The organism is Brachyspira sp. (assembly GCF_029258575.1).
GTDB lineage: Bacteria > Spirochaetota > Brachyspiria > Brachyspirales > Brachyspiraceae > Brachyspira.
The window spans coordinates 1-20,890 of the sequence record NZ_JARHYI010000091.1; the positions used below are offsets into that span (position 1 = coordinate 1).

General features: G+C 29.4%; 19 protein-coding genes. 13 read left to right on the forward strand and 6 right to left on the reverse strand.

Annotation, left to right across the window (positions count from 1 at the left end):
• The first annotated feature begins 284 nt into the window (after nt 1-284).
• The 8 genes from Q1J76_RS07055 to pncB all read left to right on the forward strand — a co-directional run bounded on the left by Q1J76_RS07055 (nt 285) and on the right by pncB (nt 7,114).
• A complete protein-coding gene (locus tag Q1J76_RS07055; protein WP_300368906.1) occupies nt 285-833 on the forward strand; it encodes a flagellar basal body-associated FliL family protein in 549 nt (182 codons plus the stop codon).
• A gap of 40 nt (nt 834-873) precedes the next feature.
• Nucleotides 874-1,905 (forward strand): flagellar motor switch protein FliM, encoded by a 1,032-nt coding sequence (gene fliM / locus Q1J76_RS07060; RefSeq protein WP_300368909.1) that lies wholly within the window; start codon nt 874-876, stop codon nt 1,903-1,905.
• Nucleotides 1,906-1,909: 4 nt separating this feature from the next.
• On the forward strand, nt 1,910-2,986 hold the full coding sequence (gene fliN / locus Q1J76_RS07065) for a flagellar motor switch protein FliN (protein WP_300368912.1): 1,077 nt from the start codon (nt 1,910-1,912) through the stop codon (nt 2,984-2,986).
• 348 nt (nt 2,987-3,334) lie between these two features.
• Nucleotides 3,335-3,667, forward strand: coding sequence for a flagellar motor switch protein FliN (gene fliN, locus Q1J76_RS07070; protein WP_300368915.1), 333 nt, complete (start codon nt 3,335-3,337; stop codon nt 3,665-3,667).
• Nucleotides 3,668-3,764: 97 nt separating this feature from the next.
• Nucleotides 3,765-4,712 carry an N-acetylmuramoyl-L-alanine amidase family protein gene (locus Q1J76_RS07075; RefSeq protein WP_300368918.1) on the forward strand — a complete coding sequence of 316 codons (948 nt, stop codon included), beginning with the start codon at nt 3,765-3,767 and terminating at the stop codon, nt 4,710-4,712.
• A gap of 66 nt (nt 4,713-4,778) precedes the next feature.
• Entirely contained in the window at nt 4,779-5,687 is a 909-nt protein-coding gene (locus tag Q1J76_RS07080; RefSeq protein WP_300368921.1) for a peptidoglycan DD-metalloendopeptidase family protein, read from the forward strand.
• Nucleotides 5,674-5,892, forward strand: coding sequence for an AtpZ/AtpI family protein (locus tag Q1J76_RS07085; RefSeq protein ID WP_300368924.1), 219 nt, complete (start codon nt 5,674-5,676; stop codon nt 5,890-5,892). The genes Q1J76_RS07080 and Q1J76_RS07085 overlap by 14 nt, the downstream gene beginning before the upstream one ends.
• A gap of 22 nt (nt 5,893-5,914) precedes the next feature.
• Complete coding sequence (pncB, locus tag Q1J76_RS07090) at nt 5,915-7,114, forward strand: nicotinate phosphoribosyltransferase (protein ID WP_300368927.1); 1,200 nt, start codon at nt 5,915-5,917, stop codon at nt 7,112-7,114.
• A gap of 28 nt (nt 7,115-7,142) precedes the next feature.
• Here pncB and Q1J76_RS07095 read toward each other — a convergent pair whose 3' ends face one another.
• Nucleotides 7,143-8,648, reverse strand: a complete 1,506-nt coding sequence (locus Q1J76_RS07095; protein WP_300368930.1) for a tetratricopeptide repeat protein — start codon at nt 8,646-8,648, stop codon at nt 7,143-7,145.
• Between the two features lie 238 nt (nt 8,649-8,886).
• Between Q1J76_RS07095 and flgE the strand changes: the two genes are divergently transcribed.
• From flgE to Q1J76_RS07120, 5 genes are read left to right on the forward strand one after another with little or no spacing between them, the layout of a single operon-like run.
• Nucleotides 8,887-10,212 carry a flagellar hook protein FlgE gene (flgE, locus tag Q1J76_RS07100; protein ID WP_300368934.1) on the forward strand — a complete coding sequence of 442 codons (1,326 nt, stop codon included), beginning with the start codon at nt 8,887-8,889 and terminating at the stop codon, nt 10,210-10,212.
• Nucleotides 10,213-10,268: 56 nt separating this feature from the next.
• A complete protein-coding gene (locus Q1J76_RS07105) occupies nt 10,269-10,493 on the forward strand; it encodes a flagellar FlbD family protein (protein ID WP_300368937.1) in 225 nt (74 codons plus the stop codon).
• A 50-nt stretch (nt 10,494-10,543) separates the two neighbouring features.
• Complete coding sequence (locus Q1J76_RS07110; RefSeq protein WP_300368940.1) at nt 10,544-11,335, forward strand: motility protein A; 792 nt, start codon at nt 10,544-10,546, stop codon at nt 11,333-11,335.
• 21 nt (nt 11,336-11,356) lie between these two features.
• Nucleotides 11,357-12,157: a flagellar motor protein MotB gene (locus tag Q1J76_RS07115; RefSeq protein WP_300368943.1), complete on the forward strand. Its 801-nt coding sequence runs from the start codon at nt 11,357-11,359 to the stop codon at nt 12,155-12,157.
• A gap of 21 nt (nt 12,158-12,178) precedes the next feature.
• Nucleotides 12,179-13,051, forward strand: a complete 873-nt coding sequence (locus Q1J76_RS07120; RefSeq protein WP_300368946.1) for a class I SAM-dependent methyltransferase — start codon at nt 12,179-12,181, stop codon at nt 13,049-13,051.
• A 66-nt stretch (nt 13,052-13,117) separates the two neighbouring features.
• Here Q1J76_RS07120 and ptsP read toward each other — a convergent pair whose 3' ends face one another.
• The 5 genes from ptsP to Q1J76_RS07145 form a co-directional block, all read right to left on the reverse strand.
• Entirely contained in the window at nt 13,118-14,863 is a 1,746-nt protein-coding gene (gene ptsP, locus Q1J76_RS07125; protein ID WP_300368949.1) for a phosphoenolpyruvate--protein phosphotransferase, read from the reverse strand.
• Between the two features lie 25 nt (nt 14,864-14,888).
• Nucleotides 14,889-15,155: an HPr family phosphocarrier protein gene (locus Q1J76_RS07130; RefSeq protein WP_300368952.1), complete on the reverse strand. Its 267-nt coding sequence runs from the start codon at nt 15,153-15,155 to the stop codon at nt 14,889-14,891.
• 149 nt (nt 15,156-15,304) lie between these two features.
• Complete coding sequence (locus tag Q1J76_RS07135) at nt 15,305-16,075, reverse strand: type III pantothenate kinase (RefSeq protein WP_300368955.1); 771 nt, start codon at nt 16,073-16,075, stop codon at nt 15,305-15,307.
• Nucleotides 16,076-16,077: 2 nt separating this feature from the next.
• Complete coding sequence (locus Q1J76_RS07140; RefSeq protein WP_300368958.1) at nt 16,078-17,472, reverse strand: CCA tRNA nucleotidyltransferase; 1,395 nt, start codon at nt 17,470-17,472, stop codon at nt 16,078-16,080.
• 176 nt (nt 17,473-17,648) lie between these two features.
• Entirely contained in the window at nt 17,649-20,801 is a 3,153-nt protein-coding gene (locus Q1J76_RS07145) for an efflux RND transporter permease subunit (RefSeq protein WP_300368961.1), read from the reverse strand.
• Nucleotides 20,802-20,890: the final 89 nt, after the last annotated feature.

A 20,890-nucleotide genomic window follows, 5' to 3' on the forward strand; every position in this document is an offset into this window, starting at 1 on the left:
AATATAATAATTTTTGGAATCATAAAAGAATACATTCCGCTTTAAATTATGATACTCCTATGTTATACTTCAAAAAAATAAGGAATACTTAAAGGAAATATCTCTGGCTCCCGTGCATTATTTTTTACTTTTAAGTAAAAAAATATGTTAAGTGTTTTTTTACTTTACCGATATTATATATAAAGACAGTAAAAATAATTAAAGTTAACATAAGAGTTGCTTATTTTATTTTACTGTTATATAATTGAAAAAAATAAACATATTAATTTAAGTGAGGAAATTATATGGCAGACGAAGAAAATTTAGACGAAGAATTGGAAGAAGGCGAAGAGGAACAAGCCGAAGCTGCACCAAAGAAAAAATTTGGCTTAAGCCCTATGATTGTCAAAATACTTATGGGAGTTGCTGCCATTTTACTTGTGGCTTTAATATCTGGGCTTATAGCATTTTTTGTATCTAAAAGTGTAGGAAAAGCTGCTGGGGTACAAGGCGGTGTTGTTGATGATATGGTTAAACAGCCACCACCATCTATATATCGTATAGATCCAGAATTTAATGTTAATACAGCAGACATAGATGTAGCAAGATATATAAAGGTTAGTATTATATTAACATATACTACTAATACAAAACAGCTTTCTGTAGAACTTCCTGAAAGATTCTATATGATAAGAGATAGAATTACAACAATACTTAGCTCTTATACTTATGATCAGTTAAGAACTAATGAAGGAAGAGAACAATTAAAGGCTGATATTAAGCGTGAAATTAATAGTATGCTTAGAAATGGTCAAATAGATGGTATATTATTTGATAACTTCTTATTAAGTTAATGCTAAAATTGGAAAAAAATTATAAGAGAAGGATACTCGTATGACAGAAGTATTGTCACAAAGCGAAATAGATGCGTTACTAAGTGCTATATCATCTGGTGAAAGTTTAGATAATATTGATACTAAACGTGTAGAAGTAGAACATAGAAAGATTAAGATATACGATTTTAAACGTCCTGATAAGTTTTCAAAAGACCAAATTAGAACGCTTCAGATGATGCATGAAAACTTCGCACGTGTTACTACAACTTCATTATCTGCTCAGTTAAGAACTTTGGTAGGTATTCACGTAGCAAGTGTAGATCAGCTTACTTATGAAGAGTTTATAAGAAGTGTCAGCAATCCTTCTACTTTGGCTATTGTTAGTATGGATCCATTGAAAGGTAGTTCTATATTAGAAATCGATCCGTCTATCACTTTTACTATTATTGATAGATTGTTTGGTGGACCTGGTGAAAGTCCTAAAAATATCAATAGAGAACTTACTGATATTGAGTTGTCTGTTATGGAAGGGATTATCGTTAGAATATTAGGTAACTTGAGAGAGGCTTGGTCGCAGGTAATAGATTTAAGACCTCGTTTGGGTTCTATAGAAACTAATCCGCAATTCGCTCAGATGGTTAGCCCTAATGACATGGTTGTATTAATCACTTTGGAAACTAAGGTAGCTGATGTTGAAGGTATGATGAACTTTTGTATACCATATATTACTATTGAGCCTATACTTTCTAAATTCTCAGCTCAATATTGGTATGCATCTATTAGAAGAGGAAGTACTAGTGAGAATTTAAAAATTATTAAAGAAAAATTACAAAATATATTTGTTGAAACTTCGGCGGAACTTGGATCTATGCAATTACCGCTATCAGACATTCTCAATCTTCAGAAAGGCGATGTTGTTAAGTTTACTGATACTAAGATTACAGACCCTGTTATATTCAAGATAGGAAACAGAAAGAAATTCTTATGTCGTCCTGGTATATCAGGCAGCAGAATGGCTGTTCAGCTTACAGGTGTTATGGATGGAGAGGCTGATATAACCGAAGACGATTTATTAAAAGAGGAGGATTAAGGTTATGATGAGTGACGGTGCATTATCTCAAGATGAAATAGAAGCTTTGTTGAAAGGTGCTGATGAAGCTTTTGGGGGAGATGCTGCTCCTAAAGCTGCTAGTAATGGAGGAAATGTAGATAAACAGCTCTTTAATGAAGCTGCTAAAATGATAGCTGAAAATCAAGCTTTTTCACTATCTTCTATCTCCACTAAAACGGTGTCTATCACGAATATTACTACTACAGTGGGCGATGTTAATAATTTGCATCAAATGCTCTCTGGAAAAATGATAGAAGCTAAAGTAGGATATACTGGTTCTATCACTGGAAATGTTTACTACTATATGGGTGAAAATGAAGCTTTGGCAGTGGCTTCACTTATGATGGGACAAAAAGAAGCTGCATTAAATGATATGGTAGCTCAAGTATTAAAAGAAGCTTTCTCTCAAATGGTGGGAGTTTCTGATAGTGCTTTATCTTCAAGATTCGGAGGATCTTTTAATAATGAACCTATAGAAACTTCTATACTTGAAGATGCTTTTAGTATAAATATACAAGGTCCTTTGGCTATAGTTAGCGGATCTTTATCTATTGAAGGGGAAGTAGATGGAGCACCTTATGTATTTGCTTTAGAATTGCCATTATTACAAAGTTTATTGAGTTCTGCTTCAAATACTACTTCTGCACCTGCTAGTGGAAATAGTGCAGCAGGAAATGCTCAGGCTAATAATTCTATGTCAGGACTTGTGGATAATCAAGCATTTGATTCTACTCCTCAATTGGGTGTACAGCATGCTGAGTTTAATTCTTTGATGCCTGCTTCTGATGTACAAGGTACTGGTAATATAGGTCTACTCATGGATGTTACCATGAATATGACTGTAGAGCTTGGAAGAGCTACTATGACTATTAGAGATATATTAGGACTCGGTGAAGGTTCTATTATAGAGCTTCAAAAATTAGCTGGTGAGCCTGTAGATTTACTTGTTAATGGTAAATTAATAGCTAAAGGTGAGGTTGTAGTAATAGATGAAAACTTCGGTGTTCGTGTTACTGATATTATCAACCCTATGGACAGACTTACTAATAAACCTAGATAAATAAGTTAAAATAATCACCAATAAAATTAAAGCGGAGAATTAAATCTTCGCTTTTTTATTATTAATATTTTTAACTTTAATAATAAAGTTATAAAAATTTTATTTTTATTTCTATTTTATATCATACACTTTTACATTGATTATTTTATTAATAGCATTTTATTTAATCAAAGCTTGGGTAGGTATTACTGTTTCTTTTTTAATAAAGAAAAAATAAAAATTAAAAATGGATAATAATATAGTAAAGAAATAGGGCGGGCATATGTAATTAAAATTTTATTTTTTGTTGAAAATAATTTTCAAACATGTATACTTATTGTATATAATTATAGAGGGCATACAAAAATAATGGATGATAAAGAAATAGAAAATACTTCTGAAAATAACAAAAACTCTAATAATAATATGCCATACAGTAACATCGGATTACTTATGGATGTTTCCATTAATGTTACTGTAGAACTTGGAAGGGCAAAACTAAGCATTAGAGAAATATTAAGTCTTGGAGAAGGTTCTATCATAGAACTTCAAAAATTAGCAGGAGAACCTATAGATTTATTAGTTAATGGAAAATTAATAGCAAAAGGCGAAGTAGTTGTAATAGATGAAAGTTTTGGTGTGAGAATTACAGATATAGTAGATTCTGTATATATGGCTATTAACAATAATAATAAAAAATAATTTCATTCGTTTATTCTATATAAAATATGTAAAAAAGGAATGAAAATATTTCTTAGCTATACATTAATTTAATAAAATTATTTACGATAATAAAGGTATGAATAATAAAAATAGATTTATTATATTTTCTACAGTTATTATCGTTTTGATAATAGTATCGTTCTCCTCTCTTATAGTTACTGCCAATATTAGAGTATCTGACAGTATAGTAAGAGAAAATAATGAAAATAATAAGATACAAAGTTCAAGTGAAAAATTCAATCAGATAATAGAAAATAAAAAAATTAAGGTACTTATAGATCCCGGACATAATGCTGCTACTAAAGGAGCATTAGGATATTTGGGATATGAATACTATGTAAATTTAAGAGTTGCAAGAGAATTAGCTAAAATACTATCTGAAGATGATAGATTTGAATATTTTATGAGCAGAGATGGTGCATATTACAGCCGTCCTATCAAAGAATATATGACAAATAATTATGAAGAACTTCTAGGAATATATAATACTAAAGTAAAAGGCGAAGAGAGAGTTGGAAATTTAACAAGATATCAAACTTTAGAATTATACGCTATTAGACATTATGCTATAGATAATAATTTTGATTTGCTGTTAAGTATTCATTTTGATTATATGCCTTATATTAGCAGAAGAAATAAAACATCAGGATTTCATGTTATAGTAAGCCCATATAATAGAGAATTCCCAGCTTCTATGCAGGTTGCCTATAAATTATCCGAAAGAATGCAGGAAAAATACAAAATTTCTCCTATTATAGGACATGATAGAATACTTCCTAATTCGGTATGGAAATTCTATGACAGAGAAGAATTAATAAATAATGCTATATCTTTAAGAGGCTTGATTCTTATAGGCGATGCTTTTGAAAATGCTTATAATAAACAAGAAATAAAAAAAGATGTTCCTTCAGTTTTAATAGAATCTGCTTTTATACATGAATTACAGTTTGGAAGTATAAAAGCTATAAAAGAATTGGCAAATCAAATGTATAAAGCTTTAGTTGATGTATATACTACCAAATGAACTATTTAACTGTTATATATATTATTATATCTTGTTAAAATAGTTTATAATTAGGCAGCAGCAGTTATGTATATAAAACATAAAAAAAAGAAAAAGAATAAAATTAAGTATATAAATAAAAAATCATCAGTATTTTCTTCACTTCTAAAAAAAGTAGGTAAATTTTTAACTTATAGAATTTACTTTATGTTTATACCCCACTCCAAAAAGAAAACTAAAACTTTATCACTTCCAGTATATTCACTGATAATAATTATATTAATAATATCAATGTCCCTTCTTACAACATTTTCTTTTCTAACTAAAAATACAGTTCTTGCAAGTAAAACAGAAGTTCTAAGCGGAAGTTATAAAGATAAATTATCAGAAATAAATTCACTTGAAAATATATTTAATTCTGTAGTAACTAATGATTATTATAGAAATGATATGTCAAATATTATTTCATTATTACAAATAGATACTAATAGTATGAATTTCTCCACTAACAATATGGATAATATACTTATTATGAATTCAAGAGCAGAAGAACTAGAAAAAATAAAAGTATATTTAGATGAATTAAAAGCAAATATATCTTCCAAAAACAATTCTCTAGAACAAATACCTTCCATATTACCTATAGATTCAAGATATGCAGTTATATCAAGACCGTATCAAGAAGGTTCTATTATATCAAAGGGAATAGGTTTTGAAACTATAGCAGGAACTCTAATAAGAGCAACAGCTTCAGGTACAGTTAGTGATGTGTCTTACGATAAAGATACAGGATTTACTATTACTATTTATCATAGATTTGGTATTATTACAAAATACAGCGGACTTGCTACTTCTTTGGTATCTGAAAAAATGGATGTGCAAAAAGCGGAAATTTTGGGCAATGCCAAAACAGGAGTTTTTGAATATGAATTGAAAATAGCAACGGAATATGTTAATCCGCTGATATTTACAACTGTAGAATATGAATATAAATGATAATAAAAAATTGCAAAATGGTATAAAATATGCAGCACTTGGTGTTGAATTTGGAAGTATGGTACTTGGACTAACTTTTCTAGGACATTATGCTGATAAACATTTTGAAAGTAAGCCTTTATTTACAATAGTAGGTATCTTTATTGGTTTTGTTTTGGGAATTTATAGGCTTTATAAAATATCCAAAACATTTGATAAAAAATAAAAAATAAATTAAGGATTGAAAAATGAAACCTATAATTATGAGTTTATTAGACACTGATTTATACAAATTCACTATGCAACAATGTGCTTTAAGACAATTTTCTAATGTTTGGGTAAGATATGTTTTTAAAAGCAGAAATACTTTAGAATGGAATATGGAAATGCATAATGAATTTTTACAACAAATAAAATATTTCTGCGATTTAAGATTTCAAAAAGATGAACTTGAATATTTATCTTCTTTAAGATTTATAAAAAAAGATTATATAGAATTTTTAAAATTATACAGACCGCTTGAAGAACATATAAAAGCATTATTGGAAAATAATAAATTAACAGTTGAAATAGAAGGTCCTTGGTATCAAACTATACTTTGGGAAATACCAATACTTGCTATGATTAGCGAGATTTACTATACATACACAGTTTGTAAAGAGGATAATGGAAAAGAAGCATATGCTCAGGCTGAAATCAATTTAATAAAAAAACTAGATAATAAATTAATGCCTATGCATAAAGAGGATAATGGATTTAAAATTTCCGAGTTCGGTACTAGAAGGAGATTTTCTTTTGAATGGCAGAATAAAGTTATTGATATATTAAAAAATAAATTAACATCTTCTTGTTTGGTTGGAACAAGTAATGTTTATTTTGCAAAAAAATATGATTTACTTGCAGTAGGTACAAATGCACATGAATATTATCAGATTGGACAGGCACTTGATAAAGTAAGGCTTGCAGAAAGTCAAAAATTTATGCTTCAGTCTTGGGTTAATGAATATAGAGGCGATTTGGGAATAGCATTATCTGATACATTAGGTACTGATAAATTTTTAAAAGATTTCGATTTATACTTTGCTAAACTTTATGATGGAATAAGACATGATTCAGGAGATCCTTTCGATTGGGGATATAAGGTTATAGAGCATTATAAAAAACTAAGAATAGATCCAAAAACAAAAACATTACTTTTCAGTGATAATCTTAATTTTGATAAATCTTACAATATATATAAAGAATTCAAAAATGAAACTAATGTAGCATTCGGTATAGGAACTTATATAACAAATGATTTTGCTCCTGCAGCTAAACCTTTAAATATAGTTATGAAACTTCAAAATGTAAATGGAAAACCTGTGGCTAAATTATCCGATGATGTAGGAAAAACCATTTGCGAAGATGAAACATTTTTAAATTATTTAAAAATAGTGGCAAAAGAATAATGTTTTCATAATTATAAATTAATAAAAATTATTTAGATAATTCTTCTATTTTGTCTTTTGCATTTTCATTATATTCATCTATTTCTAATAATTTTTTATATGAATTAATAGCATTCATTTTATCACCAATCTTCAAATATAAATTTGCCTGCTTTTCTAAATGATATATATCAGAATTTTTATCATACATCTCTATAGCTTTTTTATACGCCTCATTTCTATTATCTATATCTCCCAATTTCTCATATAAATCCCCAATACTCTCAAATATATAATCATCATCATTATTATTATACACATCTATGGCTTTTTTATATGACTCGTTTCTATTATTCATATCCCCCAATTTTTCATATAAACTTCCAAGCTTCTCAAAGATATAAGCATCATAATTGCAAACTTCTATAGATTTTTTACATATAGATAAAGCATTATCATAATCTTTAATATCTTCATATACATTTGCAAGAGATAAATAATAATCAATATCATTAGGATTTCTTTCTATAGCTTTATTATATAACTCTATAGCATTGTGATATTCTTTAATATTTTTATATAATTCAGATAAATAATAATAATACTCATTGTTATTGGGATATTTATCTATTATTTGATTATAAGCATTAATTAACTCTTTATATTCATTTGTAGAAGAATCATCATCATAAAATTTTGTAATATAGCTCCATATAGAAGGATTAATCTCTATATACTTTTTATACATATCTAAAACTTCATCTATTTTATTCAATCTCATATAAACTTTTGCAAGTGAGTCTATAGCAGTAGATGAATATATATTCAATTCACTATGATCATTTATTTCCAATAATTTTTTATATATCTCCATAGATTTTTCATACTGTTCACTTTTATCATAGGATAATGCCAAATAATGCATAATCTCATCATCATTATCATTTTGATATTTTTCTAAAGATTGTTCAAAAGCTTTGATAGCAGATTCAAAATCATCTAATTTTAAATATGCCTTACCCAAAGTAAATAAATAGCATTTAATATTATTATTTACTTCATTTGTAGTATTTAATTCACAAGCTCTTTTATAAGCATTCAAAGCATCATTACAACTTCCTATATCATCATAAATATTACCAAGTAAATACCAATATTCTGAATCTTTATCATTCAATTCTATTGCATTTTTTATGTTTTTCAAAGCATCATTTATAATATCATAAGAGTAATATATAGAAGCCAATAAATATAAAGCTCTGTCATTTTTACTATCTATTTCTATTAGACTTTTTAATGCCGATACAGCATTTTTTAAATCAAAATTCAAAAAATATGCCTTTGCTATAAGAAATAATTTTTTAGTATTTTTAGAATCTTCTTTTAAATCTTCTTGCAAAAAATTTATAATATTAAAATATTCTTCATTATGTATAAATAATTCTTCATCATTGAAAGTATCATTATCAGAATTAAAATCAATATAAAATTCATTGTTATTTAATATTTCTTCTATTTTTTCTATAGTATACTTTTTTTTACCATACAAACTCATTTTATCCCCCTTTTGGAGCCATATCAAAATAAATAATAAATCCTTAATATTTAAACTCAATCTAACTTAATTAAAGTATAATATATTTTTATGTTTATTTCAATTAAAAATAATATTTTTATATAATTTATATTTTATTATGATGATTTTCATGAAACATTATAAAAAAATATTAAGCAAATTTTAATTATACCGAAAATAGCTATAAGAAATATTAAATTTTGGAGGAATACGCCTTATGATGCGTTCATTATTTGCCGGCGTGTCTGGTTTGCAAAATCATCAAACTCGAATGGATGTAGTTGGAAATAACATAGCTAATGTTAATACTTACGGATTTAAAAGAGGAAGAGTTACTTTTAAGGATATGATAAGCCAATCTTTAAGCGGAGCAGCTAAGCCGCAGGAAGATAGAGGCGGTATCAATCCTCAGCAAGTAGGTTTAGGTATGATGGTTGCAACTATAGACACTATACATACTCAAGGTGCTTTACAAGTTACAGGTGTAAACACTGATTTAGCTATTCAAGGAGAAGGTTTCTTTATAGAAAAAAGAGGCAATAATTCTTATTATACAAGAAATGGTGCTTTTTCTTTAGATAAAGACGGTTATTTAGTAAATCCTTCTAATGGTTTTAAAGTACAAGGTTGGAATGCTGTTCTTAATCCAGAAACTGGAGAAATGGATTTGAATACTGCAGCTGGAGTAGAAGATGTAATTATTCCAGTAGGTGCGAAAGATCCTGCAAGAGCTACAGCTAATACTAAATATTTCTGTAACCTAGAAAAAGGCGGAGAAACACATCAGTCAGATTTAACTGTATATGACTCTACAGGAATACCTCGTCAATTAAGAGCTACTTTCACTAAAACTGATGTTAATAGATGGGATATGGTAATAGATGTACCTGATGCAACAGAGGGCAGTGTAAGCGTATCAGCAGGAGATCCAGTAGAAGGCGGTGGAAATAATACTTTCCAATTAGTATTCAATGATGCTGGTTCTTTGATTTCTGTAAGCGATGGTACTAATACTCAAACTGAAGGTGTATTAATGCCTAATGTATCTTTCACCTATCAGGGAACAGAGGGAGAAGTAAATCAAACTATTAATCTTACTTTGGGAGAAGTTGGTTTATTTAACGGTATTACTCAATTTGAATCCCCATCAACTACTAAAGCTATAGAACAAGATGGTTATACTATGGGTATGCTTGAAGGATTCAGCTTTGATGACAGTGGTCAGATAACTGGTGTATTTACTAATGGAAACAGAAAAACATTAGGACAGGTTGCATTAGCTAAATTCAATAATGCAGGCGGTTTAGAGAAAGCTGGAGATACTTTATTTGTGCAGAGCAATAACTCTGGTGCTGCAAATATAGGTGTTGCTGCTGCAGAAGGAAGAGGTTCTATTAAAGCAGGTACTTTGGAAATGTCTAATGTTGATTTAAGCGAACAGTTTACTGACATGATAGTAACTCAAAGAGGTTTCCAGTCTAATGCTAGAACTATAACTACAGCAGATCAAATGCTTCAAGAAGTTATAGGACTTAAAAGATAAATAATAATATAGACTTTTTATAATTTTATAGTATAATAGAGTTAGGAGTTTCTGGTATGATACATATAACAAGATTTGACGGAAGTATATTATATGTAAATCCGCATCAAATAGAGTTTATGGAGGAAACTCCTGATTTAGTAATAACAATGCTGTCTGGAAGAAAGGTAGTAACTAAAGATAGTTTTGATACAGTTTTAAATAGAATAATAGAATACAGAACTAGAATAGTTAATGAAGATAATATAAAAAAGCCGTCTTTTTACGGCAGTGAAGAATAGAAAATATTATAATTAATTTTGTAAGAAAAATTTTAGTTAGAGAGTAAAATATGGATATTTTTGTACCATTAGGTGTTGTATTAGTTATAGGTATTAATTTATTTGCCATCATCGGAGGAGGCGGTAATATATCTCATATGGTGGATTTTGCATCTGCGGTTGTAACAGGATTGGGAGGAACAACTTCACTTTTAGTTGCTAACGATTTAGGTACTATATTGGGTGTTCCTAAAGCTATAAAAATGCTTTTAAAGAAGCCTGATTATGATGAATCTCAGATAATTATAACACTTTTAAGTTTTTCAGAGAAAGCTAGAAGAGAAGGTTTGTTGGTACTTGAAGATGACATACAAGAGATTTCAGATCCCTTACTAAAAAAAGGTATGCAGCTTGTAGTAGACGGAACAGACCCTGAACTTGTAAAAAATATATTAAATACAGAAATAGATAACGTAGAGGCAAGACACGATACAGTAAGAAAAGTATTTGAAGATGCTGCTTCTTTATATCCTGCTTGGGGTATGATCGGTACATTAATCGGACTTGTAATCATGCTTAGAAGTTTGGGTGGCGGCGGCGGTGTTGAAGCAATCGGTTCTGGTATGGCGGTAGCACTTATTACTACATACTATGGTTCGGTTATAGCTAACGGTTTTGCTTTGCCTATAGCAGGTAGACTTGCAGCTAGACATGCTTCAGAAGCTATAGTTCAAAATATTTTGCTTGAAGGGATATTATCGATACAGGCTGGAGATAACCCTAGAATAGTAAAAGATAAATTAATATCTTTCTTACCTCCTGATCAGCGTCAGAAAGTTAATGAGCAGGTTGGAGATAGATAAGAAATTTATTAGAGGTAAACAATGGCTACTATTAAATTTGGTAAAAAAGCTAAAAAAGTCGGAGATAAGGCTCAGGTACCTGGACCTTCTGCTCCTTTATGGCTTCAAACTTACGGAGACTTTGTAACTTTAGTATTAACATTCTTCGTATTGCTTCTTTCTACAATGTCATCATCAATAAGCGATTCTTCTATACAGCTTATTGCAACAGCATTTCAGGGATCATTCGGAGTTATGCAGGGAGGTACTACTTTATCACAAAGTAAACTTATTTACGGCGGTGCTAATGTTGATACTCTGCCTTCAACTGATAGAGGATATTCTGTGGGAAGAAGTATTGATAAAGCAGTTTCTGTTTTAGAGGCAGAAATTAAAAGTAAGAAAGTTAGAGTTGAAGAGAATGAAAGAGGTTTTATCATAAGTTTAGGAGCAGACCAGTATTTTGAATCTGCTTCTACAAATTTGATTGATAATAAAAATAATGTTGAAACATTTATTAAATTAGCATCTGTACTTAGTGGTGTGCCTAATGATATAAGAATAGAAGGTCATACTGATTCAGGTTCTATCATTCAAGGAAGTATCACAGAAGAAAAATTCAGTAATAACTGGGGACTTTCTTCTGCAAGAGCTATGGTAATATTAGAAAAAATATTTGAAAATGATCAGGCAGGAAAATTGGATAGAAACAAATATTCTATTTCTGGATATGCTGATACAAGACCTGTGGCATCTAATGATTTACCTGATGGAAGAGCGTTGAACAGAAGGGTTGATATTGTTATAGTAAGAAATGATGTTACATATTATAATCAAAGATAAATAAAAAAGTACAAAAATAAAATGCTCTTAGCTGATAAATGGAAAGACTATAAAATTATAGATTGTGGAGAAGGTGAAAAACTTGAGAATATAGGTGGATTTTTAGTATCGCGTCCTGATTCTCAAGTTATATGGCCTAAAAAATTAAATAAATGGAATAATTTGGATGCTGTATATCATCGCTCGGATAAAGGCGGAGGTTATTGGCAGTACTTCAATAAGCCTAAAGATAACTTCATTATAAAATATCAAGATTTATCATTTCAAATAGAATTCACAAATTTTAAACATATAGGGCTTTTCCCTGAACAGGCTGTTAATTGGCAGTTTATAATCGATAAAATAAAAGAAAAAAAAGTTTCATCTCATCAAAATAAAGAAATTAAAGCATTAAATTTATTTGCATACACAGGCGGTGCAACTGTAGCATGTGCTTATGCTGATTGCGATGAAATTGTACATGTGGATGCTTCCAAAAAAATAGTGGGGCATGCTAAAAAGAATATAGAAATTAATAATCTTCAAAATAAAAAGGTGAGATTTATAATAGAAGATGTTATTAAATTCGTTTTAAGAGAAGTAAGAAGAGAAAGAAAATATGATGTTATAATAATGGATCCACCTGTATATGGAAGAGGACCTAATGGAGAGCTTTGGCAGATAGAAACTAGTTTAACAAAACTTGTAAAGGAATGCATCAATCTATTATCAGACTCCCCTATTCTATTTTTAATCAATTGTTACACAGCTAATTTTTCTCATATATCATTAAAAAATATACTATCATCTTCAATAAATCATAAAGGAATTTTTGAAAGCGGAGAAATAGGAATACCTATAGAAAATTCTAATATAATTCTTCCATGCGGAATATATTCAAGATTTTATTGTTAGCAACACATAAAAAAAGGTGCTAATCTCTTAGCCCCTTTAATTTCTCATTCAAATAGAATTTTTTTATTAATAGCTTATAGTACCGCCTCTTTCATGTACTTCCAAAAATCTCAATAATTCAGCTTTAACCTCTTCAGCAGTATCAAGAGATAATACCCTTTTAGCAAGTCTTTGACATTCAGACTTATCTAAAGATATAATCATCTTTTTAACTTCAGGTATTGATATCGCAGACATAGAAAATACATCAAGTCCAAGTCCAAATAATAAAGGTACAGCAAGTAAATCTCCAGCAAGCTCTCCGCACATAGATATTATAATACCTCTTGCATGAGCACCTTCTATAGCCATTTTTATAGCAATAAGTACTGAAGGATTATAAGGATCGCAAATATCCGCTATTTTTTCATTTCCTCTATCTGAAGCCAAAGTATATTGAGTTAAGTCATTAGTACCTATAGAAAAGAAATCAGATTCTCTAGCAAAAGACTCAGATCTAAACACTACAGAAGGAGTTTCTATCATCATACCCAATTCCAAAGCCTCATTAAAAGCAATGTTCTCTCTCATAAGCTCTAATTTACATTCATTAAATATAGATTTTGCCTTTCTCAATTCTTCAAGAGAAACTATCATAGGAAGCATAACTTTTATTTTACCAAAAGCAGATGCTCTAAGTAAAGCTTTAAATTGAGTTTTAATGATTGCAGTTTTATCCAAACATATTCTTAAAGCTCTCCATCCAAGTGCAGGATTTTCTTCTTTAGGCATTTCTAAATAAGGAAGATATTTATCTCCTCCTATATCCATAGTTCTTATAGTAACAGTATGTCCACTCATAGCAACAGCTACTTCTTTATAAGCTTTAAATTGCTCTTCTTCTGTAGGAAAATCAGTATTCTCCATAAAAAGAAATTCTGTTCTATAAAGCCCTATACCATCGGCTCCATTCTTTAATGCCCCTCCTAAATCACTAGGCGAACCTATATTAGCATATACTCTAATTTTTGTTCCGTCTTTTGATATAGCATCTTTATGAGCATATTCTCTTAGTAAAGCCTTTTTCTTATCAAATTCATCTTTAAGTTTCAAACATTCTTCAGTAGATTCTTTTGACGGATTTATTATAACAGAACCTGTATTACCATTAACTATTATAACCTGTTCATTTTTCAAATCTTTTAAAATTTCACCAATACCAACAACGGCAGGCAATTCTAAAGATCTAGCCATAATAGATGTATGAGAAGTTCTTCCGCCAATTTCTGTAATAAATGCAACTGTATTGTCCAAATCTAAATTAGCAGTATCCGAAGGAGTTAAATCTCTAGCAACTACTATAGAATCTTTAGGAAGATTGGAAATATCAACTATTTCTTCTCCTTGAATATTTCTTATCCATCTATCAGAAATATCTACTAAATCTCTAGCCCTCTCTCTTAAATATTCATCTTCTACTTCACTTAAAATTTTAGTATAAACTTCTATACCTTGAGATAAAGCATATTCAGCACAAACTTTATCATCGGCTATAATATTATTAACTTCTTCAAGTAAATCTTCATCTTCAAGTAAAGTAATATGAGCATCAAATATAGCAGCTTTTTCCTCTGAAACTTTTTTAGCTGTAGTTTCTCTTATTTTAATGAGCTGATCTTTAGTCTGATTTCTAGCATCCAATAATTTAGCCTGCTCTAATGCCACTTCCTTACAAGGATATTTTGTAATTGATAGCTCTTTTTTTAATAGCAGATAAACTTTACCTATAGCTATACCGGGAGAAACCCCTATTCCTGTAATTCTTTTTTCCATATTATAAATTCCAAAAAATAAATTATTAGTCTTTTAAATTAGCTATAAATTCTTCTATTTTCTTTAAATTTTCCTCTTCGTTATCGCCATCGCAATAAACTGTTAAAACAGAGCCTTTCTTCACACCCAAAGATAAAACTTTTAAAAGAGATGAAGCATTAACTCTCTTACCACCTTCATTTTCTACTTCTACTTTACAGCCTGTTAATGATTTTATGAATGTTACAAACTCATTACCAGGTCTAGCATGAAGTCCTGTATCATTTTGTATAGTAACTTTACCTATTGTCATTGGTAAATCCTCCCTTCTTCTCTTATATATAATTTAAAGTATATCAGTTTTTTATCATTTGTCAAATTGTATACATTAAAATTATACTTTTTAGTACAATAAAACATACTTTTAGTATAAAAAATTTATAATATTATTTTAATATATAGTTATTTTTTATATATCATATTGAAATAAATACCCTGCAAAACTAAAAAAGGATAAACTTTACATTTTAATAATCTTAAATTAGATATTCCGCCTGTCAAAAATATTTTGGATCTTATATTGTATTTACTTTTTATATACTTTTTAGTTTCCATAACGGCATAATTAACTGTTCCTATGGTATTGTATATAGCTCCAGACATAATGGCGTCTTTAATATTATTATTAACAGGGTTTGGAATAGATTCTATAGGTCCTATCTCATAATATGGCAAAGATGTTATATTCGATAATGCCTGATAACTAGTTTTTGTTCCTGAAATTATCATACCACCTAAAAAAGTGAAATCAGATAGCATAATACTAATAGTAGTAGCAGTACCCATATCTATTACTATAGAAGCATATTTATCTTTATCATTATATCCCTCAAGCATTATAGAAGCATAAGTAGATAAAATTCTATCTATTCCTACAGCATCTTTTGGTTCGTATAGATTATCTTTTAATTTTATATCATTATGTACAACTCTATAAGGTTTTATTGCAAAACAATCATCTACACTTCCTTCAAATAAATCATTAACTTTTAAAGATACACTACTATAAAATACCCCTTCTATATCATTATAATCATTCTTTATATCATTAAGTGCATTAACCAAATCCAAAGCATTACTGTGTTCTATAGCCTTATAATATATAGGCATATTAGCTTTTTCAAATATAGCTAATTTAACCCTCGTATTACCTATATCAGCAAGCAAGTACATTTTTAAGCCCCATTTTTTATATTATTACTATCTAAAAAACTTTTAGTTTTCTCTATTAAAAATTCTCTGTTATTCAAATCTGGTTCATCTAATATTAAATCAAGTAAATAGTTTAATATCTTACCTATTAAAGGACTAGGCTTTAAATTAAATTCATTAATCAAATCGTTTCCGTCTATCTTTAAATCTTTAACAGTAATAGCATTTTCTTCTTCTATTATCTTATCTATTCTTGATAATAATTTTGGTATAGCCTTACTCTCTTTATCCTTCCTATGTCCGCTTCCAAGTCTATCAGCTTCTCTAAGTTTTAAAAGCGGTTTGATATTCTCAACTCCAATGGCACGCATAAATCTTCTAACTGCCCCATCAGTCCATTCGTCCTGATAATAAAACATATGCTGTCTAACTAATAATGTTACAAAATCTATTTCAGAATTAGAATATTTTAATCTTTTCATGATTTTTTTAGCTACATTAGAACCCACAACCTCATGATTATAATAAACAGGATCATCTTGTTTTGATACTTTTTTTTGCACCATAGGTTTTGCTATATCATGAAATAATGCTGCAAGTCTTACCAATAAAGTTAATTCTTCTGTTTCCAAAGGCTCAACTTCCTGTACCGTATGAAGTATATGATAATAAACATCATATTTATGAAATTTATTTTGAGTTACTCCAAAGCCCTGCATAAGTTCAGGCAATATAAGAGAAAGTACTCCTGTTTTTCTTAAAAGCTCTAAACCTCTGAATGGATTTTTAGATAATAATATCCCATTAAACTCTTCTCTTATTCTCTCAGCGGCAATTGAAGCTAGCATTCCTGTAGAATGTGTTATAGCCTCGAAAGTTTCTTTTTCTATATCGAAATTCAATTTAGTAGAAAATCTTATAGCCCTCATTATTCTAAGACCGTCTTCTCTAAATCTCTCATAAGGATTGCCTACAGATTTTACTATCTTTCTTTTGATATCCTTCATGCCGTCAAACATATCTATTAAAGTGCCGTCCAAAACATTATATGCCATAGCATTTATTGTTAAATCTCTTCTAGGCAAATCTTCTTCTATATTGGAAGCATATTCCACATTATCAGGATGTCTACCGTCGGTATAATTTCCATCACTTCTAAAAGTTGTTATCTCTACATGCATATCATCTATAATAACAAGTATAGTTCCATGTTTTATTCCAGTAGGTATAGTATATTTAAATATTCTCTGAACATCTTCAGGTCTGGCATCTGTAGTAATATCATATTCATGAGGAGTAATACCCATTATAGAATCCCTAACGGCTCCTCCTACCAAAAAACATTGGAAACCTTCTACATTTAATATTCTAGCTATCTCTTTTATCTGATGCGGTATATCTGTAAATATTTTCTTCACTTAATATCCTATCGTCTTTATATACTATATATAGTATATACAATTTTAGATTAATTACAAATTTTTAATTGCACTTATATAAATATAAAAATGAGATATTCATAAAAATATATCCCAAATTCATTTTTTAACAAATGAGATTTACTATTATATATTAAAATAATAAAATTTATATATCATTTACCAGTAACATTTATAGTATCATAATTTGCAAGTTCATTCTTACTTTCCAAATCTTTTTTATCATAATCTTTAAGAGGAATTCTATTTCTTATAGCAGCATAAACAGTAGGTACTATAACAAGAGTAAATGCAGTTGAAACTAAAAGTCCCCCAAGTATAGCAATAGATAAAGGCTGATACATTTCATTACCGCTTCCTCCTGATAATGCCATAGGTAAAAGTCCAAGTATAGTAGTAAATGTTGTCATAAGTACAGGTCTTAATCTTCTAGGACCTGATTCCAAAGCAGCCGTATCTCCATTTATACGCTTTTCATACATAAGTTGATTCATATAATCTATAAGTACAATACCATTATTAACAACTATACCTATTAAAACTATAAAACCTATACCACTGTATACACTTAAAGTATGTCTTCCTATAAACAAGGCTATCAAAGAACCAGTAAATCCAAATGGTATTGCCAATGCTATAACAAACGGTGCTATAAAAGATTCAAACTGACTAGCCATTATAGCATAAACCAAAACCAATGCTAATATTAAGGCTTGAAAAAGCTGTATAAAAGCTTCTTTCATGTCCTCAAAATCTCCTGTATAATTTATATTAAAACCTGATGGAATGAATACTTCATTTTTAATTTTCTCCTGAACATCATACATTATTGTGCTTAACGCTCTATTATAAGCTGATGCTCTTATAGTAGTTACTCTAGTGCTGTCTTTCCTTTCAACTTCGGTAGGACCGTAACTTTTTTCTACTGATGCTATTGATGATATAGGCACTATTGCACTTGAAGTAGGTATCATAATTCTTGATATATCATCTATATTCAATCTGTCAATTTCCCCCAATTGAACATTAACATCTATATCTGTAACATCAGAATTCGCTGGCGTCATTGTAGTGGCTGTAGTTCCTGCAAAACTTGTTTTTATAATATTCGCTATTGTATTTACATTAACTCCCATCTTTGCTGCTATTTCTCTATTGACATATATTTTTAATTCTGGATTTGAATCATCTATTGTAAGTCTAGGCTCTCTTATGCCTTCAACATCTGATATAGATTTTATTATATTATTAGCTATTTCTACAGCTTTATTTAAATCATCTCCAACTAATTCTATTTCTATTTCCTGCCCTCCCATGCTTCCATTTTTGCCGCTGCTTCCTATAGCTGATGTAGTTATAGCCGACATATTAATTTGTGCTGGATATGAAATTAAAGCATTTCTAGTAATTTCTATATACTCATCAACTGATTTTTTTCTGCCTTCACTTTTTTCTCTTAATTGTATTCTTAACTCGGCAATATTTTCTTCAGAACCTGATTTTATTCTTGACTGCATTCTATCAAAATCTTCGCCTATAATATCTTGTATATCTTTTTCCATTCTTGTAACAAAACCTTCTGTCTGCTCCGATTTTGTTCCTACTGGAAGTTTAACATCTATTTTGAACTGACCTTCATCTGATGTAGGAAAACCCTCTTTACCTATGAATGTAATACCCAAAGCTATTATTATAAATATAGCTGATATTGATATAGATAAAACTTTCTTTTTATTTTTTATAGAATAATTAAGTATGCAAAAATAAAAATTGTTAATTTTATTATGAATATTGTTATTAACAAAATTTTCTATTGGTATCAATAATTTCATTTTTTTATTTGTTACAAGTCTTGCTCCAAGCATAGGTACTATTGTAAGGGCAACAAATAAAGAACCTATCATAGAAACTGTAACTGTAATACATAAATCTCTAAATAATTGACCTGTTTGACCTTCTACAAAAAGAAAAGGTAAAAACACAGCTATAGTTGTAAGAGTTGAAGCTGATATTGCTAATGCCACTGATGAAGTACCGTTTATAGCAGAAGAATATTTTCCGTATCCATTATTTCTATAATAAAATATATTTTCAAGTACAACAATGGAATTATCAACCATCATACCAATACCCAAAACTAATCCTGATAATGAAATAATATTCAAAGTAATGCCTGTAAAATACATCAAAGTAAAAGTAATAATAATAGATATAGGTATTGAAACTGCTATTATAGAAACTGTTTTAATATTCCATAAATAAAGCATTAATATTATGATAGCAAATAATCCGCCTTGCCAAGCCGTATCAAGTACAGCTTTTATGGATTCATTAATATTATCAGCATTATTAAATAGTATTTCATATTCTACACCTTCAGGAAGATTGAGATTAGCCAATTGCTTTTGAACGGCTTTAGATACATTAACAGCATTACCTCCAGACTCTTTATTAACCGATATAGATACCGCAGACATTCCATTAATTTTTACTATCTCAGAATCATCGCTATAGCCTTGATATACTCTTCCTATATCCTTTAATTTTATAGGGGTATCATTTGTCTTTACCACCACTACAGTATTTTCTATATCTTCTGCCGTGGTGAACTCTCCCATAGTTCTAAGAGTATATTTATAAACTCCTTCATAAGTTTCCCCTCCTGAAAGATTCTGATTCTCTGAAGAAAGAAGTGAAACTATACTATTAATATCTATACCATAAGCATGAAGTCTATTCAAAAGTAAATCTACTTTCATTTCAGTTTTAAGTCCGCCTCTAATTTCCGCCCTAGCTACTCCAGAGGCTTGTTCTATTTTATTTAATATTTGATTATCTACTAATGTATATAATGCCCCTAAATTATCCGTACCGAAAAATGCTATTTCCATAATAGGAGTCATATCTGTAGAAAATTTCAATACTGTAGGATTTTGAGCATCATCAGGAAGAGAATTTTTTATAGTATCTATAGCCTCTCTTATATCAGCAGTTGCAGAAGATAAATCAGTTCCCCAATTAAATTCTATAAAAACACTTGATAATCCTTCTTCAGAAGTAGAAGTTATTGTATTGATTCCGCTTACAGTAGCAACCGCATTCTCTACAACCCTAGTTACCGATTTTTCAACCTCTTCAGGTCCTGCATTCTCATATTCAGTTCTAACTGTTATATAGGGAAGCTCCATATCAGGCAAAAAATCTACAGCTAATTTACTTAAACTCACAAATCCCAATATAAGAACGGCTATCATACACATAAAGACTGCTACTGGTCTTTTTACAACCAATTCTATAAAATTTCTCATTATTTATTTCACCTCTATACAATCTGCTCGTATACAAAATACAAATTCATTAATCTAGACGAATAAAATCAAAAAAGTTTTAAAAGATT